The 25,417-nt window shown below is 71.8% G+C and carries 29 protein-coding genes and 1 tRNA gene; 23 read left to right on the forward strand and 7 right to left on the reverse strand.

Annotated features, from left to right (window positions below; translation table 11 throughout):
* Window positions 1-49: 49 nt before the first annotated feature.
* The 3 genes from AC3A3H_RS12680 to AC3A3H_RS12690 are packed head-to-tail and all read left to right on the forward strand — an operon-like array spanning window position 50 to window position 1,508.
* Complete coding sequence (locus AC3A3H_RS12680; protein ID WP_487614907.1) at window positions 50-415, forward strand: ArsR/SmtB family transcription factor; 366 nt, start codon at window positions 50-52, stop codon at window positions 413-415.
* Window positions 412-888: an SRPBCC family protein gene (locus AC3A3H_RS12685; protein WP_487614908.1), complete on the forward strand. Its 477-nt coding sequence runs from the start codon at window positions 412-414 to the stop codon at window positions 886-888. The genes AC3A3H_RS12680 and AC3A3H_RS12685 overlap by 4 nt, the downstream gene beginning before the upstream one ends.
* A gap of 5 nt (window positions 889-893) precedes the next feature.
* Entirely contained in the window at window positions 894-1,508 is a 615-nt protein-coding gene (locus AC3A3H_RS12690; RefSeq protein ID WP_487614909.1) for a dihydrofolate reductase family protein, read from the forward strand.
* Window positions 1,509-1,722: 214 nt separating this feature from the next.
* Here the strand turns inward: AC3A3H_RS12690 and AC3A3H_RS12695 are convergent.
* A tRNA-Arg gene (locus tag AC3A3H_RS12695) sits at window positions 1,723-1,795 on the reverse strand.
* 74 nt (window positions 1,796-1,869) lie between these two features.
* The gene (locus tag AC3A3H_RS12700) at window positions 1,870-2,649 is read right to left on the reverse strand and encodes a dienelactone hydrolase family protein (protein ID WP_487614910.1); all 780 of its coding nucleotides are present in this window, start codon (window positions 2,647-2,649) and stop codon (window positions 1,870-1,872) included.
* Between the two features lie 174 nt (window positions 2,650-2,823).
* Between AC3A3H_RS12700 and AC3A3H_RS12705 the strand changes: the two genes are divergently transcribed.
* The 3 genes from AC3A3H_RS12705 to AC3A3H_RS12715 all read left to right on the forward strand — a co-directional run bounded on the left by AC3A3H_RS12705 (window position 2,824) and on the right by AC3A3H_RS12715 (window position 4,703).
* The gene (locus tag AC3A3H_RS12705; RefSeq protein ID WP_487614911.1) at window positions 2,824-3,117 is read left to right on the forward strand and encodes a GNAT family N-acetyltransferase; all 294 of its coding nucleotides are present in this window, start codon (window positions 2,824-2,826) and stop codon (window positions 3,115-3,117) included.
* Window positions 3,118-3,134: 17 nt separating this feature from the next.
* Window positions 3,135-4,124: a quinone oxidoreductase family protein gene (locus AC3A3H_RS12710; protein WP_487614912.1), complete on the forward strand. Its 990-nt coding sequence runs from the start codon at window positions 3,135-3,137 to the stop codon at window positions 4,122-4,124.
* A 213-nt stretch (window positions 4,125-4,337) separates the two neighbouring features.
* A complete protein-coding gene (locus AC3A3H_RS12715) occupies window positions 4,338-4,703 on the forward strand; it encodes a hypothetical protein (protein WP_431347543.1) in 366 nt (121 codons plus the stop codon).
* Between the two features lie 34 nt (window positions 4,704-4,737).
* On the opposite strand, the gene AC3A3H_RS12720 is transcribed toward AC3A3H_RS12715, so the two are convergent.
* The 4 genes from AC3A3H_RS12720 to AC3A3H_RS12735 all read right to left on the reverse strand — a co-directional run bounded on the left by AC3A3H_RS12720 (window position 4,738) and on the right by AC3A3H_RS12735 (window position 7,287).
* Window positions 4,738-4,992, reverse strand: coding sequence for a hypothetical protein (locus AC3A3H_RS12720; protein ID WP_487614913.1), 255 nt, complete (start codon window positions 4,990-4,992; stop codon window positions 4,738-4,740).
* An 82-nt stretch (window positions 4,993-5,074) separates the two neighbouring features.
* The gene (locus tag AC3A3H_RS12725) at window positions 5,075-5,719 is read right to left on the reverse strand and encodes a response regulator (RefSeq protein WP_487614914.1); all 645 of its coding nucleotides are present in this window, start codon (window positions 5,717-5,719) and stop codon (window positions 5,075-5,077) included.
* Complete coding sequence (locus AC3A3H_RS12730) at window positions 5,716-6,831, reverse strand: sensor histidine kinase (RefSeq protein ID WP_487614915.1); 1,116 nt, start codon at window positions 6,829-6,831, stop codon at window positions 5,716-5,718. Before AC3A3H_RS12730 ends, AC3A3H_RS12725 begins: the two co-directional genes overlap by 4 nt.
* Before the next feature lie 9 nt (window positions 6,832-6,840).
* Window positions 6,841-7,287, reverse strand: coding sequence for a hypothetical protein (locus AC3A3H_RS12735; RefSeq protein ID WP_487614916.1), 447 nt, complete (start codon window positions 7,285-7,287; stop codon window positions 6,841-6,843).
* Window positions 7,288-7,433: 146 nt separating this feature from the next.
* On the opposite strand from AC3A3H_RS12735, the gene AC3A3H_RS12740 reads away from it, so the two are divergent.
* The 16 genes from AC3A3H_RS12740 to AC3A3H_RS12815 all read left to right on the forward strand — a co-directional run bounded on the left by AC3A3H_RS12740 (window position 7,434) and on the right by AC3A3H_RS12815 (window position 23,870).
* Window positions 7,434-8,030, forward strand: a complete 597-nt coding sequence (locus AC3A3H_RS12740) for a dihydrofolate reductase family protein (protein ID WP_487614917.1) — start codon at window positions 7,434-7,436, stop codon at window positions 8,028-8,030.
* A gap of 21 nt (window positions 8,031-8,051) precedes the next feature.
* The gene (locus AC3A3H_RS12745) at window positions 8,052-8,810 is read left to right on the forward strand and encodes an IclR family transcriptional regulator (RefSeq protein ID WP_487614918.1); all 759 of its coding nucleotides are present in this window, start codon (window positions 8,052-8,054) and stop codon (window positions 8,808-8,810) included.
* Window positions 8,811-8,923: 113 nt separating this feature from the next.
* Window positions 8,924-10,090, forward strand: a complete 1,167-nt coding sequence (locus tag AC3A3H_RS12750) for a 4-hydroxybenzoate 3-monooxygenase (protein WP_487614919.1) — start codon at window positions 8,924-8,926, stop codon at window positions 10,088-10,090.
* Between the two features lie 8 nt (window positions 10,091-10,098).
* Window positions 10,099-10,893 (forward strand): protocatechuate 3,4-dioxygenase subunit beta, encoded by a 795-nt coding sequence (gene pcaH, locus AC3A3H_RS12755; protein ID WP_487614920.1) that lies wholly within the window; start codon window positions 10,099-10,101, stop codon window positions 10,891-10,893.
* Window positions 10,886-11,449, forward strand: coding sequence for a protocatechuate 3,4-dioxygenase subunit alpha (pcaG, locus tag AC3A3H_RS12760; RefSeq protein ID WP_487614921.1), 564 nt, complete (start codon window positions 10,886-10,888; stop codon window positions 11,447-11,449). Before pcaH ends, pcaG begins: the two co-directional genes overlap by 8 nt.
* Window positions 11,442-12,602 carry a lyase family protein gene (locus tag AC3A3H_RS12765; RefSeq protein ID WP_487614922.1) on the forward strand — a complete coding sequence of 387 codons (1,161 nt, stop codon included), beginning with the start codon at window positions 11,442-11,444 and terminating at the stop codon, window positions 12,600-12,602. The genes pcaG and AC3A3H_RS12765 overlap by 8 nt, the downstream gene beginning before the upstream one ends.
* Window positions 12,599-13,777, forward strand: coding sequence for a bifunctional 3-oxoadipate enol-lactonase/4-carboxymuconolactone decarboxylase PcaDC (pcaDC, locus tag AC3A3H_RS12770; protein WP_487614923.1), 1,179 nt, complete (start codon window positions 12,599-12,601; stop codon window positions 13,775-13,777). The genes AC3A3H_RS12765 and pcaDC overlap by 4 nt, the downstream gene beginning before the upstream one ends.
* A complete protein-coding gene (locus AC3A3H_RS12775) occupies window positions 13,770-14,561 on the forward strand; it encodes a CoA transferase subunit A (protein ID WP_487614924.1) in 792 nt (263 codons plus the stop codon). The genes pcaDC and AC3A3H_RS12775 overlap by 8 nt, the downstream gene beginning before the upstream one ends.
* Before the next feature lies 1 nt (window position 14,562).
* Window positions 14,563-15,231, forward strand: a complete 669-nt coding sequence (locus AC3A3H_RS12780) for a CoA transferase subunit B (protein WP_487614925.1) — start codon at window positions 14,563-14,565, stop codon at window positions 15,229-15,231.
* Window positions 15,224-16,438: an acetyl-CoA C-acetyltransferase gene (locus tag AC3A3H_RS12785; RefSeq protein WP_487614926.1), complete on the forward strand. Its 1,215-nt coding sequence runs from the start codon at window positions 15,224-15,226 to the stop codon at window positions 16,436-16,438. The genes AC3A3H_RS12780 and AC3A3H_RS12785 overlap by 8 nt, the downstream gene beginning before the upstream one ends.
* A gap of 112 nt (window positions 16,439-16,550) precedes the next feature.
* Window positions 16,551-17,318: an ABC transporter ATP-binding protein gene (locus tag AC3A3H_RS12790; protein WP_487614927.1), complete on the forward strand. Its 768-nt coding sequence runs from the start codon at window positions 16,551-16,553 to the stop codon at window positions 17,316-17,318.
* A complete protein-coding gene (locus AC3A3H_RS12795) occupies window positions 17,300-18,871 on the forward strand; it encodes a transporter (RefSeq protein ID WP_487614928.1) in 1,572 nt (523 codons plus the stop codon). Before AC3A3H_RS12790 ends, AC3A3H_RS12795 begins: the two co-directional genes overlap by 19 nt.
* 87 nt (window positions 18,872-18,958) lie before the next feature.
* On the forward strand, window positions 18,959-19,516 hold the full coding sequence (locus AC3A3H_RS12800) for a dihydrofolate reductase family protein (protein WP_487614929.1): 558 nt from the start codon (window positions 18,959-18,961) through the stop codon (window positions 19,514-19,516).
* A 213-nt stretch (window positions 19,517-19,729) separates the two neighbouring features.
* Complete coding sequence (locus tag AC3A3H_RS12805; protein WP_487614930.1) at window positions 19,730-21,460, forward strand: ABC transporter ATP-binding protein; 1,731 nt, start codon at window positions 19,730-19,732, stop codon at window positions 21,458-21,460.
* Window position 21,461: 1 nt separating this feature from the next.
* Window positions 21,462-23,495: an ABC transporter ATP-binding protein gene (locus AC3A3H_RS12810; protein ID WP_487614931.1), complete on the forward strand. Its 2,034-nt coding sequence runs from the start codon at window positions 21,462-21,464 to the stop codon at window positions 23,493-23,495.
* Between the two features lie 78 nt (window positions 23,496-23,573).
* Entirely contained in the window at window positions 23,574-23,870 is a 297-nt protein-coding gene (locus AC3A3H_RS12815) for a hypothetical protein (protein ID WP_487614932.1), read from the forward strand.
* 132 nt (window positions 23,871-24,002) lie between these two features.
* Here the strand turns inward: AC3A3H_RS12815 and AC3A3H_RS12820 are convergent, their stop codons facing one another.
* On the reverse strand, window positions 24,003-24,284 hold the full coding sequence (locus AC3A3H_RS12820) for a Fe-S cluster assembly protein HesB (protein ID WP_487614933.1): 282 nt from the start codon (window positions 24,282-24,284) through the stop codon (window positions 24,003-24,005).
* Between the two features lie 174 nt (window positions 24,285-24,458).
* On the opposite strand from AC3A3H_RS12820, the gene AC3A3H_RS12825 reads away from it, so the two are divergent.
* Entirely contained in the window at window positions 24,459-25,283 is an 825-nt protein-coding gene (locus AC3A3H_RS12825; RefSeq protein WP_487614934.1) for an aldo/keto reductase, read from the forward strand.
* Window positions 25,284-25,417: the final 134 nt, after the last annotated feature.

Below are 25,417 nucleotides of genomic sequence, written 5' to 3' on the forward strand. Positions count from 1 at the left end.
CGTTTTATCCTTTAGTCAACCGATTGATTGATAAAGAGTTAGGTTGACAATGACGGATGGCGAGCTCGACAGGGCCTTCGCGGCCCTGTCCGACCCGGTGCGGCGCGCGATGGTCGCGCGGCTCAGCCGGGGACCGGCGACGGTGAACGAGCTGGCCGAACCGTTCGACATCACCCTGCAGGCCGTCTCCAAGCACATCAGCGTGCTCGAGTCGGCCGGGCTGGTGTGGCGCACGCGTGAAGCACAGCGCCGCCCGGTCCACCTCGACGCCGTCGCGCTGGAGCGCCTGACGTCGTGGATCGACCGGTACCGCCTGGAGGCGGAGCAGCAGTACCGCAGGCTCGACGCCCTGCTCGCGGCGCCGAGCGCATCCTCACCAGAACAGAGCACACGGATCAAGGAGAAGGAATCATGACCAACCCGGTTGTCATCGATGCCGTACCCGGCACCTCGTACGCCGACATCACACGGGAGTTCGAGGCCCCGGTGGAGGCGGTCTTCCGCGCCCACGCCGACCCCGAGCAGTACGCGCAGTGGATCGGACCCCGCGGCCTCGACAACGCGATCACGCAGTGGGACTTCCGCACCGGAGGCGGCTACGCGTTCGAGCAGAAGGACGCCGACGGCACCGTCTACGCCTTCCGCGGCGTCATCCACACCGTCGTCGAGAACGAACTGATCATCCAGACGTTCGAGTACCTCGGCGCGCCGAACGAGGTCAGTCTCGACGTCCTCCGCTTCGAGTCCCTCCCCGGCGGGCGCTCGCGGCTGGCCGGCCACTCGGTCTTCCCGTCGAAGGAGGCGCTGGAGGCCATGGTCGCCTCCGGAATGGAGTACGGGATGCGCGAGGGCTACGAGAAGCTCGACGAGCTGCTGGAGCGGGGCTGAGTGCCATGACCAGGGTCATCGCCGACATCACGATGTCGCTGGACGGCTTCGTGACCGGCCCGGACGCCGGCCCCGGCAACGGGCTCGGTACCGGGGGAGAGCCGCTGCACCGCTGGGTGTTCTCGGACGATCCCGACGACCAGCGCATCCTCGCCGCGGCGACGGCGCGTTCGGGCGCCGTCGTGATGGGCCGCAACCTGTTCGATGTGATCGACGCACCGGACGGCTGGAGCGACGAGCTCGGCTACGGAGCGACGGAGGTCGGCAAGCCGTCGTTCGTCGTCGTGACGAGCACGGTCCCGCCGTCGGTGCGGCTCACCGGCCTCGAGTGGACCTTCGCGACGACCGGCATGGAGGACGCGGTCGCCACGGCCCGCTCGCTCGCCGAAGCGGCCTCCGCGGAGCGCGGCGCCGACCTCGACGCGATCCTGATGGGCGGAGGCGCCCTGGTCGGCTCGGCGCTCGCCGCGGGCCTGGTCGACACGCTCGTGCTGCACCTGTCGCCGATCATCCTCGGCGCGGGCACGCCCCTGTTCACCGGCGCCCGGACCACGCAGCTTGTGCAGCGGGAGGTCGTGGTCACCACGACGGCGACCCACCTGACCTACGACGTGGCGTGAGGGCACCGGGCAAGCTTCCTGCTCGTTTGAGCAGAGAGCGCGTTGCGGCGCGCACGTCATAGCCGCGACGTGGCAAGCTCTCCCTAAGTGCGGCGGGCCGCGCCTGGCGACAACGGCCGGCGGCCCGCCGACCCGCTTCTGGAGGTGGGGGTGCGCACCCAAAGAAAAAGCCCCGGCACTCGACCGGGGCTTCTTCATACTGTCTCAACCAGTGTGCGCCACGAGGGATTCGAACCCCCAACCTTCTGATCCGTAGTCAGATGCTCTATCCGTTGAGCTAGTGGCGCATGACCCGTTTCGCGATCTCCGCGCGGGCCTGTTAGAGCTTACATGACCGCCTCGCAGACCGCCAATCAGCAGCTCACGCGAACACCTCGTCCAGGAAGCAGGCCATCGCCCGCCAGCTGCGCGCGTCGGCCAGCGGACGGTAACGGTCGGTGCCGGGGATGGTGAACGCGTGCGGCGCTCCCGAGTACGTGGTGAGCTGCCAGTCGACGTGCGGCGCAGCGCGCAGCTCGTCCTCGAACGCCGCGATCGCCGTGTCGGGGACGACAGGGTCCGAGCCGCCGGTCAGCACGAGCAGGGAGGCCGCGATCGCCGCCGCGTCCGACGGGTCGTGGGCGATCAGGCCGCCGTGGAACGACACGACCCCGCGCGCCGGCGCTCCCGTGCGCGCGAACTCCAGGGCCGCCGTCCCGCCGAAGCAGTAGCCGATGACCGCGAGCCGGGCCGGGTCGACCGCGGCGTGCTGCTGCAGCCAGCTGAACCCGGCGGCGACGCGCGAGCGCAGCAGCGGGAGGTCGCGGTAGTACTGCCCGGCCACCGCGGACGCCTCGTCCCCGCTGGGCCGCACCTCCGCCCCGTACAGGTCCGCGGCGAACGCGACGTACCCCCGGCGGGCGAGCATCTGCGCGCGCATCCGCACGTTGTCGCCGACGCCGTGCCAGTCGTGCAGGATCAGCACGGCCGGGCGCCGTTCGTCGGCCTGGACGTCCCTGGCGAGGTAGCCCTCCAGCGGGAGTCCCTCGTGCTCGTAGGCGACGGTCTCCGCCTCGATCACGGAGTGCTCGCCGATCGGCACCTGTTCGAGCAGGGCCTCGTGGGCAGGGGAGAGGGCGGGCGACGGGGTCTCGATCGTCACGGGTGCGGCTCCAGGTTCGGGTGCGCGACGCGGGCGACGGTCGTCGCACGCGGCTGGCCTGCTGTGGCTGCATCGCGGAGTGCGCGCGGGAGCCCGAAAGGTGCGGGTTCGGGACCCCACGTCGTTCACGATACCTCTCCTGACGGGAAGGCGCGACGGACGTACGATGGGCGCATGGCCACGGAGTTCAGCAACGAGACCGACGCGAACCGTTACGCGATGCGGATCGACGGCGAGCTCGTCGGCGTCCTCGACTACAGCGTCCTCGGCTCGTCGATCTCGCTGACGAGGGCGTTCACGGTCCCCCCGCAGCGCGGCAAGGGGTATGCGGCCGACCTGGTCGCCTACGCGGTCGACGACATCGAGCGCAGCTCCGAGCTGAGCATCGTGCCCATGTGCTGGTACGTGGCCGAATGGTTCGACAAGCACCCGGAGCGCTCCGGCCTGCTGCAGCGGCGCGCCGGCTGACGGCGATGAGTGGCCCGGTGGATCGCACGTCCGCACGCGTGGTCCGCTTCGGCGACCCGTCCGCCATCGGCGTCGCGCGGGAGGTGCTGCGGCCGCCGCGCGGGAACGACGTGCTGGTGCGCGTCACGCACGCGGCGCTCGGCTCGACGGACGTGCTGGCCCGGCGGGGAGGCTACGTCCTCCAGCCGGTCCCGGGTTTCGTCCCCGGCTACGACTTCGTCGGCGTGCTGGAGACCGAGTCGGCGGTGTCCGTCGCGCTCGGCCTCCGCACCGGCGCCCGCGTCGCCGGGGTGCTCCCGCGGATGGGCGCGCACACGACCCGGCTCGTCGTGTCGCCGACGTACCTGGTCGCGCTCCCGGACACGCTGCCCTCGGCGGCCGCCGCGGTCCTTCCGCTGAACGGCGTGACCGCGGCGCTCGCGCTCCGCTATGCCGGCCCGGCGGCGAGCGTCCTCATCCAGGGCATCACCGGCGCGGTCGGATCGCTCGCGGCCCAGCTCGCCCTGCGCGACGGACGCATAGTCCTCGGGACGGGGACGACGCCGCCCCCTGGCCTGGACGCCTCGGCGGCCGGCCTCACCCTGGTCGACTACCGCGACCCCGGCTGGCCCGCCGAGGTCCGGAAGCTGACCGGAGGCGGCGCGGCGGCCGCGATCGACCACACCGGCTCGCCGCTCGTCCGCGAGGCCGTCGCCCCGACCGGCGTCATCGTCCGCACCGCCTTCGCGGGCCGCGCCGGCCACGAACGCGACGACGCGATCCGCGGGTCGACCACGGCCGTGCTCCACCGGTTCGGCCATCCGCGCGAGGTCGTCTGCTCGGTGCCGTTCTGGGTGCTGCGCAAGCGGGTGGAGTACCGGCGGATGCTGACGGGGCTGCTGGCGGACGTCGCGGAGGGACGGCTCACGGCGTTCGAGCCGGAGGTGATCCCGTTCGACGCGGTATGGGCGGCGCACCGGGCTGCGGATCAGCGGGTGGCGGGGCGGACTGTGGTTCTCGAGATGTAGGGCGCCGGCCCTCGCCGCGTGGGAGTGGATTCCCCCACTCCCACACGGCGTTTCGGGTAAGACCCCGGTGCGTTCGAGACGCCCCCTGCTTGCGTGCGGGCACCGGTGACCTCTCCAGGGTAACGACAGAATGGAACGTACAGTAGACCCCGTTCTGGTGCGGCGCAGGACGGGGCTGCCCCGCGCCGCATCCCGCTGGCTATCATGTGCGCCATGAGCACGAAGAGCAGGCAGGCACCGCATCAGGAGGAGACGCTGCACCTCGGTGCCCACCGCGGGATGTGGGGTGCGTTCGCCGGGTTGATCACGGCGGTCCTCATCGCGTACCCGCTGTCGGCGAGCGTCGCGTTCGCCACGCATCCGGCGACGCAGAAGCTGTTCGGGGAGCGGCTCGCGTCCGCGTCGCAGGCCGGTTTCCAGGCGTTCTGGTGGATCATCGCGCTCGGCTGCCTCGCGCTGCCGTTCATCGTCGGGTTCGGGATCGCGAAGATGTCGGGGCGGACGCTCGCCATCATCGGCGGCGTGGTCGTCGTCTTCCTCATCCTGGTGCTCGTGATGGGGCAGCTCTTCCTGTTCTGACCGGTCCGCCGGCTCCGGCTCGAACCGGACTCCGTCAGAAGTCGAGTTCGCCCGGGTCGTCCGCGTTCAGGTCGTCGGGGGAGCCCATGACGGCCGGGACGCACTCGGAGAACGCATAGCGCAGCAGCACCGGCCACTCGCTGGCGTCGACCAGGTCGAACACGTCGACCACCGCCGCGCCCCCGATGTGCGAGGGCACGCGCAGCTCGAACGGTGGCTCGCTCGTGCGCTCGAACTCGATCTCGTACGCGATGTCGCCGCGCTCGAGGACGGCAAGCACGATCTCCATGCCTTCTGTCCTACCCGTTCCGGCGCGGCGGCAGTACCCCCTCCTCGGAGTGTGTCCGCGTCGACCCCCGAGGCGGAACCCGCTACAGGTCGAGCAGGCCGCGCCGGAAGCCCTCCGCCACCGCCGCCGCGCGGTCGCCGACCCCGAGTTTGGCGTAGATGCTGAGCAGGTGGGTCTTCACCGTCCCCTCGCTCAGGTGGAGGCGCTCCCCGGCGACCCGGTTGGTCGCCCCGTCGGCGACGAGCGCGAGAACCTCCAGCTCACGCGGCGACAGCAGGTTCGCCTCGGGCGTCCGCACCCGGCCGACCAGCCGTGAGGCGACGGAAGGAGCGAGCACCGCGTCCCCGACGGCCGCGGCGCGGATCGCCCGCAGCAGGTCCTCCCTCGGCGCGTCCTTCAGCAGGTAGCCGGTGGCGCCGGCCTCGATCGCGGGCAGCACGTCCGAGTCGCCGTCGAAGGTGGTGAGCACCACCACGCGGGCCGGGAGGCCGAGCCGGGTCAGTTCGCGGATCGCGGCCACGCCGTCCATGCCGGGCATGCGGAGGTCCATCAGCACGACGTCCGGGGCGAGTGCCCGGGCGAGCCGCACGGCCTCGGCGCCGTCGGAGGCCTCGCCGACGACCTCCATGTCCGGGTCGGAGGCCACCATCCCGACGATCCCGTCCCGGACGACGGGATGGTCGTCGACGACGAGCAACCGCAACCGACCGGCGTCCGCGCCGCTCACGCGCGCACCTCCGCGCGGATCGCGGTGCCGTGCCCGGGCCGCGACTCGACGACCAGGCCGCCCGCCACCGACTCGATGCGCTCGCGCATGGCGACGAGGCCGTAGCCGCCGTCCCCCGCGCGGCCGGGCTGGCCGGAGCGCGCGGCCGGGTCGAAGCCGCGGCCGTCGTCGCGCACCTCCAGGCGCGTGCCGGTGGCGTCGGTCCGCAGCGTCAGCGTCACCCGGTGGGCGCCCGCGTGGCGTTCGACGTTGGCGAGGGCCTCCTGGGCTGTCCGCAGCAGCGCGACCTCCACGTCGGTGGACAGCGCGCTCGCGTCGCCGCTCGTCGTGACATCGGCCTGGATGCCGGTGCGCTCGGACCAGCTGCGCGCGAGCTGCGCGATCGCCTCCGGCAGCCGCATCGCGTCGAGCGCCACCGGCCGGAGGGCGCGCACCGAGCGCCGCGCTTCGGCGAGGCCGTCCCGGGCCAGCGCGAGGGCGGCGCCGGTGTGCCGGGTGCGGCCGGCCTCGTCCGGCGCCTGCTCGGCGGCCTGGAGCTGGGTGACGATCCCGGCGAACCCCTGGGCGAGCGTGTCGTGGATCTCGCGCGCGAGCCGCGACCGCTCGACCTCCGTCGCGGAGATCATCACCTGCCGCTCGGCGAGCCGGAGCGACCAGGACAGGCCGCACATGGCGACGACGTTGAGCAGCAGGATGCCGAGGGTCCCGACGATCCCGGCGGCGTCGAACCGCAGCGACGAGCTCTGCGCGATCCCCGCGACCAGCGCGGTGGCGCCGACCGCGAGCAGCTCCCACGGCCACGGCACGATCGTGTAGGCGAAGGTGAAGGTCGCGATCGTCAGGAACCCGAACCAGCTGTGCTGGAGGACGAGCACCAGGTTGAGCGCGATGAGCCCGGTCATGAACACGGTGACGACGAGCGGGCGCTCGCGGAGCCGGGCCGGCAGGCGGTGCAGCGTCAGGATCCACGCGGCCGTCACTGCGGAGAGGGTGAGCGTCGGTGCGAGCTCCGCCCAGTCCCCCCACTCCACGCCGAGGGTGAAGGCGACCAGCACCGCCAGCACGATGTACGGCGTGACCGTGAGCACGGTTTTCCAGCGCGGATCGATCACGTTCAGACCCTACGCGCTCACGGCTTTGGCGGGGAACAGCGCCCGCGTCCGCGGCAGGTTGACGATGATGACGACCGGCAGCACGAGCGCGCCGCAAACGGCCTGCTCCAGTCGCACCCAGTCCGGGAGGAAGCCGGGGATCGACACGATCACGACGATCGCGGCCAGCACGATCGGCGAGATGATCCGCAGCCGCAGCAGCGCGCCGCGGGAGCCGCGGGAGGCGGCGACGCCCAGCAGGAGCAGCACCAGGGCGCTGGCGAGCACGAATGAGCCGCGGATCCAGATGGCGATGTCGACCCCGATGCCGAGGACGGCGAGCACGGTGAGGAAGCCCAGCAGGGCCGTGCTGAGCGCGAGGAAGCAGCCGAGGAGGACGAGCACCGGGCGGAGGGCCGCGCGGCGGGCCGTGTCGAGCACGGCGGCGGTGGAGGTGGAGGTGGTGGTCTCTGTCATGTCCCCAGCCTCGCCGGAGGCCGCTCCGGCCGGATCGACCGAACGGCTGCACCCTGGCACCGATCGGTTGGTGGCGCACCTGTTGCCTCCGCCGTCCCCGGGGTGTACACGGGAGGGGAGACCTCGAATCGACAGGAGGATCCGGCATGTCTTCGATCGTGGTGCAGTCGTTCGTCACACTCGACGGCGTCGTCCAGGGGCCGGGCGGCCCGGAGGAGGACACGGAGGGAGGTTTCCAGCACGGCGGCTGGCAGTTCGACTACGACGACGACGGCACCGTCGCCGAGTGGGAGAAGAAGACCGAGGCGCTGCTGCTGGGGCGGCGCACGTACGAGCTCTTCGCGAGCTCGTGGGGTGTCTGGCCCGAGGACGCCGAGGGGTTCCAGGGCGAATTGACCCGGCGGTACAACCGCATCCCCAAGTACGTGGCCTCGCGCTCGCTGACGGACGTCGGCTGGAAGAACTCCTACCTGCTCGGCCCGGATGTGCCCGGTGCGGTCGAGAAGCTGCGCGGCGAGCCGGGCGGGGAGATCCGGGTATGGGGGAGCACGGAACTGATCCGGACGCTCGCCGAGCACGACCAGATCGACGAGTACCGGCTGCTGGTGCATCCGCTCGTCCTCGGCGTCGGCAAGAAGCTGTTCGGCGACGGATTCCCGTACACCCGGTTCGCGCTCGCGGAGTCGCGCTCGACCGCCTCCGGCGTGGTCGTCAACGTGTACCGCCGCGCCGCCGGCGCCTGAGCGCCGTCCTATGCTGACCGCATGGCCGGTGGAACCCACGACGACCGCAGCGTCGCGGAGCGCGTCTTCGCGATCGCGGACGCCTTCGAGCGCGGCGACGAGCTGACCCTGAGCGAGATCGCCCGGCGCGCGGGCCTCCCGGTGTCGACCACGCACCGGCTCCTCGCCGAGTGGGTGGCGTGGGGCGGCCTGGTCCGCGGGGAGGACGGCCGCTACCGGGTCGGCATCAAGCTCTGGCGGCTGGGGGTCCGGCAGCCGACCGCGCGCAGGCTCCGGCGCGCTGCACGCCCCTACCTCGACGACCTCCTGGAGGCGACCGGCGAGCACGTCCACCTCGCGGTGCGCGACGGCCTCGGCGCGGTCTACCTGGAGCGGCTGTCCAGTCCCGGCGCTGTGCGCGTCATCAGCGACGTCGGGTCGCGGCTCCCGCTGCACGCCACCGGCGTCGGCCTCGTCCTTCTCGCCTACGCCCCGGAGGGCACGCTGGCGGAGGTGCTCGCCGGGCACCCGCGCAAGTTCCAGCCCAACACGCTGACGGAGGAGAAGGAGCTGCGCGCGCGGCTGGCCGGCATCCGCGCGACCGGCGTCTCGCAGCCGATCGAGGAGCTCACCGAGGGCGCCTTCTCCGTCGCCGCGCCGGTGCGTGACGCGACGGGAGAGGTCGTGGCAGCGGTCTCGATCATCGCGCACGCCGAGCGCGCGGCCGAGCCGCAGTTCGCGTTCGGGGTGCGGATGGCGGCGCGGGGCATCTCGGCGGCGCTCGGTTCGGACGTCGAGTAGCCGCCGACCACGATCGGCCGACGATTCCTTTCCATTCAGTGGAAATGGCGCTCGGCCGCCGCCGCGATTCGCCCAGGATGGGACGACCTTCCCACTGACGCGAAAGGCGGAACATGCGAACCCAGGTCGCCATCATCGGGGCCGGGCCCGCAGGACTCCTGCTCGGCCACATCCTCCGACGAGCGGGGGTCGACTTCGTCATCCTCGAACAGAAGAGCCGGGAGTACGTGCTCGGCCGGGTGCGCGCCGGCGTCCTGGAGCAGGGCTCCGTCGACGTCCTCCGCGACCTCGGCCTCGACGCCGACCTCGCGGCCCGCGGGCTGACGCACCACGGCATCTACCTGCAATACGAAGGCGAGCGCCACCACCTCGACTTCACCGACCTCGTCGGCCGCACCGTCACCGTCTACGGCCAGCAGGCGCTCGTGCGGCACCTGCTCGCCGAGCACGACCGTGCCGGCTCCGACGTCCGGTTCGAGGTGGAGGGCGTCGCGCCGCACGACGTGGCCACCGGCGCGCCCTACCTCACACACGGCAGCGGCCAGGAGCGCATCGACTGCGACATCGTCGTCGGCGCCGACGGCTACCACGGGGTCTGCCGCCCGGCCATCCCCGGCGTCCAGGCGCTCGAGCGCAGCTACCCGTACGCCTGGCTCGGGATCCTCGCCGACGTCGCGCCCTCCACCGACGACCTCATCTACGCGCTGCACCCCGAAGGATTCGCGATGCACTCGATGCGCTCGCGGGAGGTCTCCCGGCTCTACCTGCAGGTCGACCCGGGCGAGTCGGTCGACGACTGGTCGGACCACCGGATCTGGGACGCACTGCAGACCCGGCTCGGCGTGCCCGGCTGGACGCTCCGGCAGGGTGCCATCACCGAGAAGTCGATCACCCCGATGCGCAGTTTCGTGGCCTCCACCCTGGAGCACGGGCGCCTCTTCCTCGTCGGCGACGCCGGGCACATCGTCCCGCCCACGGGTGCGAAGGGTCTCAACTCGGCTATCGCGGACGTGGCGCTGCTCGGTCGCTCGCTCGCGGCGCACTACCGCGGCGACGACTCCCTCCTGTCGCGCTACAGCGACGCCGCGCTCGCCCGCCAGTGGAAGGTGCAGCAGTTCTCGCAGTGGATGACGGAGATGCTGCACGTCCACCGCGAGGTCCCCGACGAGGCGGCCCGCGCCTTCCGCTACCGCAGCCAGCTCGGTCAGCTGGAGTACACCACCGGATCGCGTCACGCTCAGGCGGCCCTCGCCGAGCAGTACGCGGGCCTTCCCTTCTGAGGTACGACATGAGCACCGATCACGACCGGCCCGATGTCGGCGCCGAGCCGACGCAGAACCAGATCAGCGCCGAGATCACGGCCGCGCACGCAGCAGCCGCGGCCGCCGGGCCGCTGCCCGCGCACCCGCTGCGCGACTTCGGCCCCTATCGCAGCTCGCTGCTGCGGCATCCCACCCACGAGCTGGTGCGCGCCGACCCGGAGGAGATCGAGCTCGTCTCGCCCGCGTTCGGCCACTCCGACGTCGCGGCGGAGGAGAGCGACCTGACGATCCAGCACAGCGGCGAGCCGCTCGGCGAGCGCATCATCGTGACCGGCCGCGTGCTCGACGGCGACGGCAGGCCAGTGCGCAACCAGCTCATCGAGGTCTGGCAGGCGAACTCGTCGGGCCGTTACGTGCACAAGCGGGATCAGCATCCCGCACCGCTGGACCCCAACTTCACCGGCGTGGGGCGCGCGATCACCGGCGACGACGGGTCGTACCGCTTCGTGACCATCAAGCCGGGCCCGTACCCGTGGCGGAATCACCGGAACGCCTGGCGGCCGGCGCACATCCACTTCTCGCTGTTCGGGTCGCAGTTCACGCAGCGGCTCATCACGCAGATGTACTTCCCGAGCGACCCGCTGTTCGCGCTCGACCCGATCTACCAGTCGATCGCCGATCCGGCCGCGCGCCAGCGGCTGATCGCCGCGTACGATCACGACGTGAGCGAGCCGGAGTGGGCGCTCGGCTACCGGTGGGACATCGTGCTGACCGGCGCCAAGGCCACCTGGATGGAGCCGGAGGAGGGCGACCATGCCTGAGCTGACGAACCCGTTCCCGCAGACCCCGTCGCAGACGGTCGGCCCGTTCTTCGGCTACGCGCTGCCGTACGAGGGCGGCCCGGAGGTCGCCCCGCCGTGGCGGGCCGGCGCGATCCGCCTGCACGGCACCGTGTTCGACGGCGACGGCCAGCCGGTCCCTGACGCGATCCTAGAGGTCTGGGGCGCCGACGCCGACGGGGCTCCGATCGCCCGGCAGGGCAGCCTCCAGCGCGACGGTCACACGGTAACCGGGTTCGGGCGCGCTGCGGTCGACAGGGCCGGCCACTACTCGTTCACGACGGTCCGGCCCGGGGCGACCGCGCCGGGCCGCGCCCCCTACCTCCTGGTGACCGTGTTCGCGCGCGGTCTGCTGCACCACCTCTTCACGCGCGCCTACCTGGAGGACGGCGACCCGTTCCTCGCCACGGTGCCGGAGGGCCGGCGCGCCACGCTGCTGGCGGTGCCGGACGGCGAGGACAGCTACCGGTTCGACATCCGCCTCCAGGGCGAGGGCGAGACCGTCTTCCTCGACTTCATGGGGGACGGGCGTGGCTGAACCCTTCGACTGGGGTCTCCTCGAACCCGCCGGTGCACCGGATGCTCCGGCCGGCGACGATCGGGTGCTCGCCGCCATGATCGCGGTCGAGGAGGCGCTGGCCGCCGCCTGGGACGAGCTGGACGGCACGGCGGCACTGCCCCGGTACGAGCCGCTCGCCTTCGACGCCGCGACGATCGACCGTGCCCGGCTGGTCGCGGGCGCACGCGAGGCCGGGGTGCCCGTCATCGCGCTCGTCGAGCAGTTGCGCGAGCAGGCGGGCGACCGGGCGGGCCGCGTGCACCGGGGCGCGACCAGTCAGGACATCGTGGACTCGGCGCTGGTGCTGGTGTCCCGGGATTCGCTCGCGCGTGCGCGCGACGCCCTGTCTGCCGCGGCCGCCGAGCTGGCGGACCGCGCCCTCCGGTCGCGCGCGACGCCCCTGCTCGCCCGCACCCTGACCCAACGGGCGGAGCCGACGACGCTCGGGGCGGCTCTCGCGTCGTGGCTCGATGCGGTGGTGTCGGCCCTGGAGGTCATCGACCGCCTCGACTTCCCGGTCCAGCTCGGCGGCGCCGTGGGGACCGGAGCAGCGTTCGCGCGTCTCGCCGCCCGCGCTGACGCCCCCCAGGCCCTGCGCGCCGGTGTCGCCGGCCGGCTCGGGCTCGACGATCCGGGGCGCTCCTGGCACACCGATCGCGGACCGGTGCTGGCGATCGCGGACGCGGCGGCGCGCGTGGCTGCGGTGGTCGGCCGGATCGGCCGCGACCTCGGGCTCGCGGCCCGCGACGGTGTCCTCGTCCCCGCGACCGGGGGAGGCTCGTCCGCGATGCCGCACAAGCAGAACCCGGTCGACGCCGTCCTGCTCGCCGCCGGCGGCCTCCGTGCTCCCGGCCTACTCACCACGGTGCACACCGCCGCGCTCAGCTCGGACGCGCGGCCGGCGGGCGAGTGGCACGCGGAATGGCAGGCCTGGCGAGGACTGCTGCGCATCGCGGTCGAGAGCGGCGAGGTGCTGGCGCACGCGGTGTCCGACTTCGTCGTGGTCGAGGAGGGCGGGGCCTTCGCCGTGGATGCCGACGCCGCTGCCCTGGCCTCCGCCGGCACGGTCGTGGACGCCGCGGTCGCGCGCTATCAGGCCTATGCCGAACCCGACCGAGAGGCGGACTCATGACCATCCCGCGACTGCGCGGCTCGATGACCGCGGCCTCTCCGTCGGCCGCCGCCCCGCGCCTCCTGGTGCTGCTGCCCTCCCTCGGCACGACGACCGAGCTGTGGGACGGCGTGGTCGCGCGGCTGTCCGCCTCACCGGACGCGCCGCGGATCCTGCGCGTCGACCTCCCCGGCCACGGCGCGTCGCCGGCCACGCGCGAGCCGTTCACGGTGACCGAGCTGGCCGCCGCGGTGCTGGCGCTTGTGGACGAGGTCGGGGGCGGGGCGTTCGACCTCGCGGGCGATTCGCTCGGCGGAGCGGTCGCGCTGGAGGGGGCCATCGCGGCTCCGGAGCGGGTCCGCAGCCTCGCCCTGTTCTGCTCGGGCGCACGCATCGGCACACCGGACGGCTGGGCGGACCGCGCTGCCCAGGTCCGCGCGTCGGGGACCGCCTCGGTGGTGGCCGGGAGTGCCCAGCGCTGGTTTGCGCCGGGTTACCTCGACGCGCATCCCGACGGCCCCGGCGGCCACGCCCTCCGCACTCTGCTCGACGTCGATGACGAGTCCTATGCGCTGTCCTGCGAGGCGCTCGCCGGATTCGACCGCCGCGACGCGCTCGCCGGCGTGCAGGTGCCATCACTGCTCGTGGCCGGTGCGCACGACCAGGTGACCACGTCGGCGCTGATGGCGACGGACGCTGCCGCCCTCCCCGACGCACGGTTCGTGGAGCTGGCGCACGCCGGCCACCTCGTCCCGCTGGAGGATCCGGCCGAGACCGCGGCCCTGCTCTCGGCGCTGCTCGCGGGGGGAGGCGCCGACCAGGGTTCGGCCTTCGAGCGCGGCATGGCCGTGCGCCGGGCGGTGCTGGGCGACGCGCACGTCGACCGCGCCACGGCCGCCATCACCCCGGAGACCGCAGACTTCCAGGACTTCATCACCCGCTATGCCTGGGGCGAGGTCTGGGCGCGGCCGCAGCTGACCCGGCCGGAGCGCTCGATCGCGACCCTCGCCAGCCTGGTCACCGGCGGCCACGAGAACGAACTGCGCATGCACGTGCGCGCCGCGCTGCGCAACGGCCTGACCCGCACCCAGATCGCGGAGGTCATCCAGCACACCGCGCTGTACGCGGGCCTCCCCGCCGCCAACGGCGCGCTCGCGATCATGAGAGAGGTCTTCATGGAGGAGACGAATGGATAAGACGTTCACATCGGCCGCTGCCGCGGTCGCGGACATCCCGGAAGGCGCCTCGCTCGCCGTCGGCGGTTTCGGACTCTCGGGGGTTCCGATCGTGACCATCCGGGCCCTGCTCGCCCGGGGCGTCGGCGGACTGGAGGTCGTGTCGAACAACTGCGGCGTCGACGGCTGGGGCCTGGGCGAGCTGCTGGCCGCCGGCCGCATCCGCCGGGTGATCGCCAGCTACATCGGCGAGAACAAGGAGTTCGCCCGCCAGTACCTCGGCGGCGAGGTGGAGGTCGAGCTGACCCCGCAGGGCACGCTGGCCGAGCGGCTGCGCGCCGGGGGCGTCGGCATCCCGGCGTTCTACACGGCGACCGGCGCAGGCACCGCGGTGTCCGACGGCGGGATGCCGATCCGGTACGCCGCCGACGGCTCGGTGGCCGAGGCGAGCGCGCCGAAGGAGCTGCGGCCGTTCGACGTCTTCGGCCGCAGCCGGGAGTACGTGCTGGAGACCGCGATCCGCACGGACTTCGGGCTGGTGCGCGCCGCGGTCGGCGACCGGCACGGCAACCTGCGCTTCGAGAAGTCGACCCGCAACTTCAACCCGCTGGCGGGCATGGCCGGCCGGATCACCATCGCCGAGGTGGACGAGCTCGTGGAGCCCGGCGTGCTCGGGCCGGACGACATCCACCTGCCGGGGATCTATGTGGACCGCGTGATCGCGCTGACGGCCGAGCAGTCGTCGGACCTGCCGATCGAGAAGGTCACCGTCCGCCCCCGACCCACCGCCCCGGAAGGGAACTGACATGCCGCGCACGCGCGACGAGATGGCGGCCCGCGCCGCCCTGGAGCTGGAGGACGGCTCCTACGTCAACCTGGGCATCGGCCTCCCCACGCTGATCCCGAACCACCTGCCGCAGGACGTGCACGTCGTCCTGCATTCCGAGAACGGCATATTGGGCGTCGGCCCCTACCCGTGGGAGGGCGAGCAGGACCCGAAGCTCATCAACGCGGGCAAGGAGACGGTCACCGTCCTCCCTGGCGCCAGCTACTTCGACTCGGCCGCGAGCTTCGGGATGATCCGGGGCGGCCGGATCGCCACCGCCGTGCTCGGGGCGATGCAGGTCTCGGCCGGCGGCGACATCGCGAACTGGGCGGTGCCCGGCAAGATGGTCAAGGGCATGGGCGGTGCGATGGATCTCGTCAACGGCGCCGAACGGGTCATCGTCGTCATGGAGCACGTCGCCAAGGACGGCTCGGCCAAGCTCGTCGAGCAGTGCACCCTCCCGCTGACCGGCCGCGGCTGCGTCGACCGGATCATCACCGATCTCGCGGTCATCGACGTCACCGGCGCCGGGTTCGTGCTGCGCGAGGTGGCTCCCGGCGTCACCGTCGACGAGGTGGTCGCCGCCACGGGTGCGGCGCTGGCCATCCCGGCCTCGGTGACCGCGGGAACGGAGACCGCGCATGCCTGAGCTGCGCGAGGTCGTCGTCTGCTCCCCGCTCCGCACGCCCGTCGGCCGGATGGGCGGTGCGCTCGCTCCGGTGTCCGCGCTGTCGCTCGCCGAGACCGTGCTGCGCGCGCTGCTCGACCGCACGGGTCTCGACCCGGCCGCGGTGGAGGGCGTGATCGGCTCGCAGGGCTATCCGACGATGGAGGCTCCGGCGTTCGGCCGCGTCGCCGCGCTGAACGCCGGCTTCCCGGTCACCACGACGGGCTATCAGCTCGACCGACGCTGCGGCTCCGGCCTCCAGGCGGTGATCAATGCGGCGATGGAGGTGCAGACCGGCGCGAGCGACGTGCTGATCGCGCTGGGCGCCGAGTCGATGTCGAACGCTCCTCTCTATACCGAGCAGGGCCGCCGCGGCCTTCCGCCCGGCGGCCTGATGCTGCACGACGCGCTCGCGCGCGGCCGCGAGACGGTCGGCGGCAGGAACTTCCCGACTCCGGAGGGCAACGTCGGTTCGGCGGAGACGCTACGCCGTGAGTACGGCATCGCGCGTGAAGCGCAGGATGAACTCGCCCTCCGCTCGCACCAGCGCGCGGTCGCCGCGCAGCAGTCCGGCGCGTTCGACGCCGAGCTCGTCCCCGTCACCGTTCCCGGGCGCAAGGTCGACGTCGTCGTGGACCGGGACGAGCATCCGCGAGCGGACACCACGCTGGAGGCGCTGGCCGGCCTGCGCCCGATCCTCGGTCGCGGCGACTCCGGGGCGACCGTCACGGCGGGCAACTCCAGCGGCCAGAACGACGCTGCCGCCGCTGCCATCGTCACGACGCCGGAGCGCGCGGCCGCACTCGGCCTCACCGCCGTGCTGCGGTTGCGGTCGTGGGCCGTCGCCGGCAACGACCCGGCGGTGTTCGGCGTCGCGCCCGTCCCCGCGGCCAACCGTGCGCTGGAGCGGGCCGGCGTCGCCTGGGACGACATCGACGTGATCGAGCTCAACGAGGCGTTCGCCGTGCAGGTGCTCGCCTGCCTCGCCGACTGGGGCATCGACGCCGCTGACCCGCGACTCAACCCGCGCGGCAGCGGCATCTCGATCGGGCATCCGATCGGCGCCACCGGCCTCCGGATGCTCGCGACGCTCGCCCACGAGCTCCCCGCCCTCGACGGCACACTCGCGGTGGAGACCATGTGCATCGGCGGAGGTCAGGGCCTCGCCGCCGTGTTCGAGCGCGTCTGAGCGCGCCGAGGCCGCGTCCGCGCCCTCCACGGGGGCCGTGCGAGCGGGACGGCGCGACGCGTAGGGTGAGGTGGGGCGCGGGGCGTGGGGCACGCGGCCCAGGGGAGGTTCGATGACGCAGGACGATGCGGTCGCGGTGGCGATCCGAGGTCTGCACAAGCGGTTCGGGGCGAAGGCGGCGGTCGACGGGATCGACCTCGACGTGCCCTCGGGCAGCTTCTACGGGCTCGTCGGGCCGAACGGCGCAGGCAAGACCACGACGCTCAACATGGTCACCGGCCTGCTGCGGCCCGACGCCGGACAGGTGCTCATCCACGGCGTCGACATGTGGCGCGACCCGCTGGCGGGCAAGGCGCTGGTCGGGTTGCTCTCCGACGGCGTCCGGCTGTTCGACCGGCTCACCGGCGAGCAGCTGGTCGAGTACGCCGGACTCCTGAGCGGCATGGACCGCCCGACCGCGATCGAGCGCACCCACGACCTCCTGAGCCTGCTCGACCTGGCGTCGGCGGGCGGGACGCTCGTGGTGGACTACTCCGCCGGCATGACGAAGAAGATCGCGCTCGCCGCGGCGATGGTGCACGCCCCGCGCGTGCTCGTGCTGGACGAGCCGTTCGAGTCCGTCGACCCGGTGTCCGCCGCCAACATCCGCGACATCCTGCACGGCTACGTCCGCAGCGGCGGCACGGTCATCGTCTCGTCGCACGTCATGGACCTGGTGGAGCGGATGTGCGACCACGTCGCCGTGATCACCGACGGCCACGTGGTCGCCGCGGGCACCGTCGACGAGGTGCGCGCGGGCTCCACGCTGGAGGACCGCTTCGTCGCGCTGGTCGGCGGCCGTCGCGTGGGGGAGGGGCCGGAGTGGTTGCGACACTCGTAAGGCTGCGCCTGCTCGTCCTCCGCAACTCGTTCCGCCGCAGCACGTCGCAGCTCGTCGCCGTCATCTTCGGCGGCGTGTACGCGCTCATCGCGGTCGTGATCGTCCTCGGCGGCCTCGTGCTGCTCGGCTTCGCGCCGACCGAGGTGACGCGCACGGTGGTGGTCATCGGCGGGTCGGCCGCCGTCCTGGGCTGGGCGGTCTTCCCGCTGCTGCTCTCCGGGATCGAGCAGACCCTCGACCCGGCGCGCCTCGCGATCTACCCGATCCCGCTGCGTCCGCTCATGCTCGGGATGCTGCTGAGCGCGGTCGTCGGGGTCGCGGGCGCGGCGACCACGCTGGCCTCGCTGGCCACCTCCCTGAGCTGGATCCGCCTCCCGGGCGTCGCCGTGGTCGCCCTCCTGACCGGCGCGCTCGGCGCCGCGACCTGCGTCGTCGTGTCGCGCGCCATCACGTCGGTGTCGAGCGGGCTGTCCGGCGGCCGGCGCTTCCGCGAGGCCAGCGGGCTGCTCATCCTCATCCCGCTCATCCTCGCCGGGCCGATCGTCATCGGCATCACGCGGGGCCTCCGCACGTCGTCCGACGCGCTGCCGGCGGTGGCGGACGGGCTGTCCTGGTCGCCGCTCGGCGCGGTCTGGGCGGTGCCGTCGCAGCTGGCGCTGGGCGATCCGCTCGGCGCGCTGGCGCGACTCCTGATCGCCGTGGCGACGTTCGTGGTCCTGTGGCTGGTCTGGCGCTGGGGGCTCGCCCGCTCGCTGGTCACGCCGGCGCGGGCATCGTCCCGGGTGCGGGCGCAGGGGAAGCTGGGCTGGTTCGGCATCCTGCCCGGCACGGCCTCCGGGGCCATCGCGGCGCGCTGCCTGACCTACTGGTTCCGCGATCCGCGGTACTTGCGGCAGCTCCTGGTCGTCCCGCTCATGCCGGTGCTGTTCTGGTTCTACTCGACCCTCAACCACTCGACGGCGCTGGCCGTGATCGGGGCTCCCGTCGTGGCGTTCTCGCTCGGCATCGGGATGATCGCCGACGTCTCGTACGACTCGACGGCGTTCGCGCTGCACGTGGCGAAGGCCGTGCCGGGACGTGCGGACCGCTGGGGCCGGTCGGCGGCGCTGCTCACGTTCGCGGTGCCGGCGGTCGTGCTCATCGCGATCTTCGGCGCTGCCGTGGGCGACGCCTGGCACAACCTCCCCGGACTGCTCGGCCTCTCGCTCGGGATCCTGCTGACCGGGTCCGCGGTGTGCGCGGTGACGTCTGCCCGCCTGGTGTTCCCGGTGCCGGAGCCGGGCGACAACCCGTTCCGCTCGCGGCCCGGCGCCAACATCTCCCTGCTCGGCCCGACGTTCCTGGCCTGGGGCGTGATCGCGGTGCTCTGCCTGCCCGAGATCGTCCTGTTCGTCGTCGGCCTGGTGACGGGAGAGGCGATCTGGGGCTGGGCGGCGCTCGCCGTGGGCGTCGCGCTGGGCGGCGTGCTCGTGGCCGTCGGCGTGCGGATCGGCGGCAGCATCCTCGACGCCAGGGCTCCCGAGCTCCTGCTGCAGTTGCGGAAGGACGCCTGACCGTGGCCGCGGAGCATGTCACGGGCTGGACCGACTGCCTCGACCGCTTGCTGGCGACGGCCTGAGCCCGACCCCTATGCTGGCCGCATGGGCAGCATCGCAGTGCACGAGTTCGTCTCCCTCGACGGAGTCTTCGAAGACCCGAGCTGGACGTTCGAGTACGGCTTCGATCCCGAGATGGGCGAGGACCTCGCCCGCATCACGAACGCGTCGGAGGCCATCCTGCTCGGCCGGCGCACGTTCGAGATGTTCGCCCCGGCCTGGTCGGCGCGCACCATCGAGGACGATCCCGGCGCCTCGTTCTTCAACGACTCACCGAAGCTCGTCGTCAGCTCGACGCTCGACGACGCGAGTGCAGAGGCGACCTGGGCCAACTCGCGGTCGCTCGGCGGCTACGACGCCGACCGGGTGCGCGAGGTCAAGGCGGGCATCAGCGGCGGCCTCTACATCAGCGGCAGCGGCTCGCTCGTACGTGCGCTGCTCGCGGACGGGCTGATCGACGCCCTCCACCTGTTCGTGTATCCGGTCGTCCGCGGCTCGGGCGCGCGGCTGTTCCCGGAGGGCACTCCGGAGGCGAAGCTCCGGCTGCGGCACTCCGACGCGTACGCCAACGGTGTCCTCCACCTCCTCTACTCGCCGGCCTGATCTCCACAGATCTCGAATGCGGTCAGATGCTGACCGCAGCGCCGGATAGCGTCATACCCGGCGGGTGACGGCGTCTCCTCAGGGAGGCGGATGTCGCCGGTCCGCGCTAGCGTAAGCACTGTACGGGGGTCATCGCACAGTGCCGTGCCGGCGGGGGTCGGCGGCGGCGCGCGCCCCGGCATAAACTCCACCAGATCAGAACCAGGAATCACTGTGACTCTTCTTCGATTGGCGCTGCGGTTCATCCGCCCCTACTGGGGTGCGGTCGCGGCCGTGGTCGTCCTGCAGCTCATCGCGACCATCGCCGCCCTCTATCTGCCCACGCTCAACGCCGACATCATCGACAAGGGCGTGGTCACCGGCGACACGGGCTTCATCTGGTCGACCGGCGGCATGATGCTCGTCGTCTGCTTCGTGCAGGTCGCCGCCGCCATCACGGCGACCTACTTCGGCGCGCGCGCGTCGATGTCGCTCGGGCGCGACGTGCGCCGCTCCTTCTACCGCAAGGTGGACGCGCTCCCGGCGCTCGACCTGGCGCGCTGGGGCATGCCGACCCTCATCACGCGCAACACCAACGACGTCCAGCAGGTGCAGATGCTCGTGCTGCTGACGCTCAACTTCATGGTGTCCACACCGATCATGTGCATCGCCGGCATCATCCTCGCCGTGCAGGTCGACGCCGGGCTCTCCTGGCTCATCTGGGTCTCGGTCGCCGTGCTGTTCGTGGTGGTGGGCATCCTGGTCTGGGTGCTGCTCCCGATGTTCCGCGAGATGCAGGACCGCATCGACGGCGTCAACGGCGTCATCCGCGAGCAGATCGTCGGCATCCGCGTCATCCGGGCGTTCGTGCGAGAGAAGTTCGAGACAGCGCGCTACGACGACGCGAACGCGGCCCTCACCCGCATCTCGGTCAAGGTCGGCAACGTGTTCGTGCTGATGTTCCCGGTGATCATGCTCATCCTGAACGCCGCGACGGTCGCCGTGCTCTGGTTCGGCGGTCACCGCGTCGACGCGGGCGACATCCAGATCGGCGCGCTCACGGCGTTCCTCCAGTACCTCCTCCAGATCCTGGTCGCGGTCATGATGGGCGTCTTCATGGCCATGATGATCCCGCGCGCGATGGTCTGCGCGGAGCGCATCGACGAGGTCCTCAGCGCGGTGCCCTCGACGGGCGCCGGCGCGGGGACCGGGAGCGTCCCCCGCGACGGCCGGGTGGAGGTCGCGGGCGTGACCTTCGGCTACCCCGGGGCGGAGAAGCCGGTCCTGAACGACGTCAGCTTCACCGCCGAGCCCGGTCGGGTCACCGCGATCGTCGGCTCGACGGGCTCCGGCAAGTCCACGCTGGTCTCGGTCATCGCCGACCTGTTCACGCCCCAGAGCGGGCATGTGAGCGTGGGTGGCGTCCGCGTCGACTCCCTCAACCGCGAGCAGCTCTCCGGCGTGCTCGGGCTCGTGCCGCAGAAGCCCTACCTCTTCTCCGGGACGGTCGCGAGCAACCTGCGCTTCGGCCGTCCGGACGCCACGGACGACGAGCTGTGGGAGGCTCTGCGGGTCGCGCAGGCGGAGGACTTCGTCCGCGCCAAGGAGCACGGCCTCCAGGAGCGCATCGCCCAGGGCGGCACCAACGTCTCCGGCGGCCAGCGCCAGCGGTTGTGCATCGCCCGCGCGCTGGTGGCGGAGCCCCGGGTCCTGCTGTTCGACGACTCGTTCTCCGCGCTCGACGTCGCGACGGACGCCCGGCTGAGGAGCGCCCTGGCGCAGTCCACCGGCAACGCCACCATGATCGTCGTCGCGCAGCGCGTCTCGACGATCCGCGAAGCCGATCAGATCATCGTGCTCGACGACGGCAGAGTCGTCGGACGCGGAACCCACGACGAGTTGCTGGAGACGAGCGAGACGTATCGCGAGATCGTCGAGTCCCAGCTCAGCCTGGAGGTGGCCTGAGATGGCGCGCCAGAAGAAGAACCGTACCGCCGCGTCGAGCGGCGCGGCCGCTGCCGACCAGAAGGAAGGGGTCCTCACCGAGGCCGGCGTCCAGACGGCGATCGACGAGCTCGAGCTCGAATACGACTACGAGCCGTCGGAGGCCGACGGCGACATGTTCGGCGGCGCGCCCGCCAAGAAGGCCGAGCACTTCTGGCCGTCGTTCAAACGACTGCTCGGGCTGCTGAAGCCCGAATGGGTCGCGATGACGTTCGTGACCCTGCTGGTGGTCGTCTCGGTCGCGCTCATCGTGATCGCGCCGAAGATCCTCGGCAACGCCACCGACGTCATCTTCAAGGGCGCCGTCGGAACGATCACCCCGAACGGCCTGGTCCCGGGGCACGGAATCGACTTCGTCGAGCTCGGCCGCCTCCTCACGATCGTGCTGGCGATGTACATCGCCGCCTCCCTGCTGCAGTGGTGGCAGGGCTACATCCTGAACGCGCTCGTGATGCGGGTCGTGTACCGGCTGCGCGCCGACGTCGAGAAGAAGCTGAACCGGCTCCCGCTCAGCTACTTCGACACCCGGCAGCGCGGCGACCTGATGTCGCGGGTGACCAACGACGTCGACAACATCCAGACGGCGCTGCAGCAGGCGTTCTCGCAGCTCATCCAGTCGGTGCTGACGGTCATCGGCATCGGCATCATGATGTTCATCGTCTCGTGGCAGCTCGCCCTCATCGCGCTCATCTCGATCCCGCTCTCCGGCGTGATCGCGGGCGTGATCGGCACCCGCTCGCAGAAGCTGTTCAAGCAGCAGTGGAACTCGACGGGCGCCCTCAACGGGCACATCGAGGAGTCCTACTCGGGGCTCGACCTGGTGCGCGCCTTCGGACGCGACGCCGTCATGCTCGAGGAGTTCGACCAGCGCAACGAGAAGCTCTGGAAGTCGACGGTGGGCGCCCAGTTCGTGTCCGGCATGATCATGCCGGCGATGAACTTCGTCTCCTACCTGTCGTACGTGCTCATCGCGGTCGTCGGCGGCCTCCGTGTGGCCTCGGGTCAGATGACCATCGGCGACGCGACCGCGTTCATCCAGTACTCGCGCGAGTTCTCCCAGCCGATCGGCCAGATCGCGGGCATGGCCAACATGCTGCAGTCCGGCGTGGCCTCGGCGGAGCGCACGTTCGAGTTCCTCGACGCGCAGGAGCAGTCGGCAGACGTCGAGACGCAGCACCTGCCCGAGCGGGCCGACGGCCGCGTCGAGCTCGACGGCGTGGACTTCTCGTACGACCCCGAGACCGAGCTGATCCGCGACCTCTCGCTCTCGGTCGCGCCCGGTCACACGGTCGCGATCGTCGGTCCGACGGGCGCGGGCAAGACCACGCTGGTCAACCTCATCATGCGGTTCTACGAGCTGAACGGCGGCACCATCCGCCTCGACGGGATCGACACGACGGACCTGTCCCGTGCCGAGCTGCGCGGTCAGGTCGGAATGGTGCTGCAGGACGCCTGGCTGTTCTCCGGCACGATCCGCGAGAACATCCGCTACGGCCGGCTCGACGCGACGGACGAGGAGGTCGTGGAGGCCGCGAAGGCGACGATGGTCGACCGGTTCGTCCGCCAGCTCCCCGACGGCTACGACACGAAGATCGAGGCGGACGGCAGCAACGTCTCCGCCGGCGAGCGCCAGCTGCTGACGATCGCGCGCGCCTTCATAGCCAACCCGTCGCTGCTCATCCTGGACGAGGCCACCTCGTCGGTGGACACCCGCACCGAGCTGCTGGTGCAGCACGCGATGGCCGCGCTGCGGAGCGACCGCACGTCCTTCGTGATCGCGCACCGGCTCTCCACGATCCGCGACGCGCACACCATCCTGGTGATGGAGCACGGCCGCATCGTCGAGCAGGGCGATCACGCGACGCTCCTGGCGAGGAAGGGCGCGTACTACGAGCTGTACATGACCCAGTTCCGCGGCGCCGCGATCGAGGAGGAGAGCGGGCCTGAGGGGCAGTCGGGCGCCGACGAGTCGGCCGAGGAGGTCCCGACCGCCTAGGCGTTCGCGACGCTTACTCCGATTCGTTCGAAATGTGAACGAGTTGAGGGGAGCGGGCGCGGGTCGTAGAACGTCAGTATGACGATCGACTCCCGCGCCGCGCTCCCGCCCGGACCGACCTACGACTACGGCGGCCACAGCGTGCAGATCGTGCCGGAGCCGGACTCCGCCACGCGGTGGCGAGTGATGGAGGGCGACGGCTACTTCGGGATCGTCGCCACAGCGGACCCGGTCAAGGGCGAGCCGGAGGTCCATTTCGCCGTCCTCTTCCCGGGTGAGGAGGAGATCCCGCCCACGAAGGTCGTCCCGCTGTGGACGACCGCCGTCGAGTTCCTCCTCGACGCGGGTGACCCGCAGCGCCCGCCCGTGACCTGACCCGGTGACAAAGCCCTGTGGCGGTGCAGGCCGCGGCCGTTCCCACACACGACTCGGCCCCGGTGCACGGGGCACCGGGGCCGGGGAGGCGGACGCTGCGGGCGCCGGCCTCGGGTCGTCGGGCGACTCTCGCTAGGCGAGGGCGCCGATCGCGAAGCTCACCGCGCCCTGGTCGTCGACCTGGGCGTCGAGCACCTTGTCATCGAGGGCGACTGCGGCGCCCGGCTCCAGGAAGAGTCGCGCCCCGTCGGACTCGACCACCTGGTCGGCGGGCTCCGGAGCGTCGGTGACAGCGGCGGCGAACGCGGTGTTCTGCGGGTTGCTGCTGCTGATCCGCAGCCCGGCGTCGTCCTGTGGCGCCTGGTCGGTGAGGGTCTTGACGATCGTGCTGGCGTTCTCGGTCAGGGTGAGCACATGCTCTCCTTTCGTTGTTCCTCCAGGAGCCGCCCACGGTCCCGCGGTCGGCGACGGAACGCAACCCCGCCCTCCGCCATTGCCAGGAAACATCCACGCAGCGGGAAGGCGGAGCACAGCCCGTGTCGTTTCGTCGCCCCCGCTTCTGCGCCGGACGCAGGGGAGAATGAACCCATGGCGAACATCCCCTTGGTCTCCCTCAACGACGGCAACCGCATCCCGCAGCTCGGGTTCGGCGTCTACAAGATCCCGGAAGCCGAGACCGTCGATGCCGTGCTGACCGCTCTGGACGCGGGCTACCGTCACATCGACACCGCCGCCTTCTACGAGAACGAGCGTGGCGTGGGCGAGGCCGTGCGGCGCAGCGGGCTACCGCGCGACGAGGTGTTCGTGACCACCAAGGTGTGGTGGACCGACAACGGCAACGACTCGACGCTGCGCTCGTTCGACGCCAGCCTGGAGCGCCTCGGCTTCGACACGGTCGACCTGTTCCTCATCCACTGGCCGGCCCCGAAGCACGACAAGTACGTGGAGACGTGGCGGGCGCTGGAGCGACTGCAGGCGGAGGGCAGGACCCGGTCGATCGGCGTCGCCAACTTCCACACCCACCACCTCGACCGGCTCGCCGCCGAGACGGAGACGGTCCCCGCGGTGAACCAGGTCGAGCTGCACCCGTGGCTGCCCCAGCGCGAGGTGCGCGCTTACGACTCGGCGCACGGCATCGTGACCGAGGCGTGGTCGCCGCTCGCCCGAGGCCGCGTGCTCGATGACCGGCTGCTCGCCGGCCTCGCCGCGAAACACGGCGTGACACCGGCGCAGGTCGTCATCCGCTGGCAGCTCCAGCTCGGCAACGTCGTCATCCCCAAGTCCTCCACCCCGGACCGCATCCGCGCCAACCTCGACGTCTTCGGCTTCGACCTCGACCCCGAAGACCTCGCCGCGATCGCAACCCTCGAGTCTGGCGAACGCACCGGCAAAGACCCCGACGACCTCGGCTGACCCCGCCACCCGCGCACCGCCGCGAGCGGAGGACTCCCGCCCTCCTCACGCTCGAACCGCAGCTAACGGAGGACTCCCGACCCCTGACGGCCCAAACCTCCTCCGCTCGTACCACCCGCGCACACCGTCACCAA

The organism is Leifsonia sp. Soil_N53 (assembly GCF_057655165.1).

What these genes read in the sequence shown, in the direction of transcription:
- AC3A3H_RS12680 (WP_487614907.1), top strand. Translation starts at nt 50, where the DNA reads ATGACGGATGGCGAGCTCGACAGGGCCTTCGCGGCCCTGTCCGACCCG.
- AC3A3H_RS12685 (WP_487614908.1), top strand. Translation starts at nt 412, where the DNA reads ATGACCAACCCGGTTGTCATCGATGCCGTACCCGGCACCTCGTACGCC.
- AC3A3H_RS12690 (WP_487614909.1), top strand. Translation starts at nt 894, where the DNA reads ATGACCAGGGTCATCGCCGACATCACGATGTCGCTGGACGGCTTCGTG.
- AC3A3H_RS12705 (WP_487614911.1), top strand. Translation starts at nt 2,824, where the DNA reads ATGGCCACGGAGTTCAGCAACGAGACCGACGCGAACCGTTACGCGATG.
- AC3A3H_RS12715 (WP_431347543.1), top strand. Translation starts at nt 4,338, where the DNA reads ATGAGCACGAAGAGCAGGCAGGCACCGCATCAGGAGGAGACGCTGCAC.
- AC3A3H_RS12720 (WP_487614913.1), bottom strand. Translation starts at nt 4,992, where the DNA reads ATGGAGATCGTGCTTGCCGTCCTCGAGCGCGGCGACATCGCGTACGAG.
- AC3A3H_RS12735 (WP_487614916.1), bottom strand. Translation starts at nt 7,287, where the DNA reads ATGACAGAGACCACCACCTCCACCTCCACCGCCGCCGTGCTCGACACG.
- AC3A3H_RS12740 (WP_487614917.1), top strand. Translation starts at nt 7,434, where the DNA reads ATGTCTTCGATCGTGGTGCAGTCGTTCGTCACACTCGACGGCGTCGTC.
- AC3A3H_RS12745 (WP_487614918.1), top strand. Translation starts at nt 8,052, where the DNA reads ATGGCCGGTGGAACCCACGACGACCGCAGCGTCGCGGAGCGCGTCTTC.
- AC3A3H_RS12750 (WP_487614919.1), top strand. Translation starts at nt 8,924, where the DNA reads ATGCGAACCCAGGTCGCCATCATCGGGGCCGGGCCCGCAGGACTCCTG.
- pcaH (WP_487614920.1), top strand. Translation starts at nt 10,099, where the DNA reads ATGAGCACCGATCACGACCGGCCCGATGTCGGCGCCGAGCCGACGCAG.
- pcaG (WP_487614921.1), top strand. Translation starts at nt 10,886, where the DNA reads ATGCCTGAGCTGACGAACCCGTTCCCGCAGACCCCGTCGCAGACGGTC.
- pcaDC (WP_487614923.1), top strand. Translation starts at nt 12,599, where the DNA reads ATGACCATCCCGCGACTGCGCGGCTCGATGACCGCGGCCTCTCCGTCG.
- AC3A3H_RS12775 (WP_487614924.1), top strand. Translation starts at nt 13,770, where the DNA reads ATGGATAAGACGTTCACATCGGCCGCTGCCGCGGTCGCGGACATCCCG.
- AC3A3H_RS12780 (WP_487614925.1), top strand. Translation starts at nt 14,563, where the DNA reads ATGCCGCGCACGCGCGACGAGATGGCGGCCCGCGCCGCCCTGGAGCTG.
- AC3A3H_RS12785 (WP_487614926.1), top strand. Translation starts at nt 15,224, where the DNA reads ATGCCTGAGCTGCGCGAGGTCGTCGTCTGCTCCCCGCTCCGCACGCCC.
- AC3A3H_RS12790 (WP_487614927.1), top strand. Translation starts at nt 16,551, where the DNA reads ATGACGCAGGACGATGCGGTCGCGGTGGCGATCCGAGGTCTGCACAAG.
- AC3A3H_RS12800 (WP_487614929.1), top strand. Translation starts at nt 18,959, where the DNA reads ATGGGCAGCATCGCAGTGCACGAGTTCGTCTCCCTCGACGGAGTCTTC.
- AC3A3H_RS12810 (WP_487614931.1), top strand. Translation starts at nt 21,462, where the DNA reads ATGGCGCGCCAGAAGAAGAACCGTACCGCCGCGTCGAGCGGCGCGGCC.
- AC3A3H_RS12815 (WP_487614932.1), top strand. Translation starts at nt 23,574, where the DNA reads ATGACGATCGACTCCCGCGCCGCGCTCCCGCCCGGACCGACCTACGAC.
- AC3A3H_RS12825 (WP_487614934.1), top strand. Translation starts at nt 24,459, where the DNA reads ATGGCGAACATCCCCTTGGTCTCCCTCAACGACGGCAACCGCATCCCG.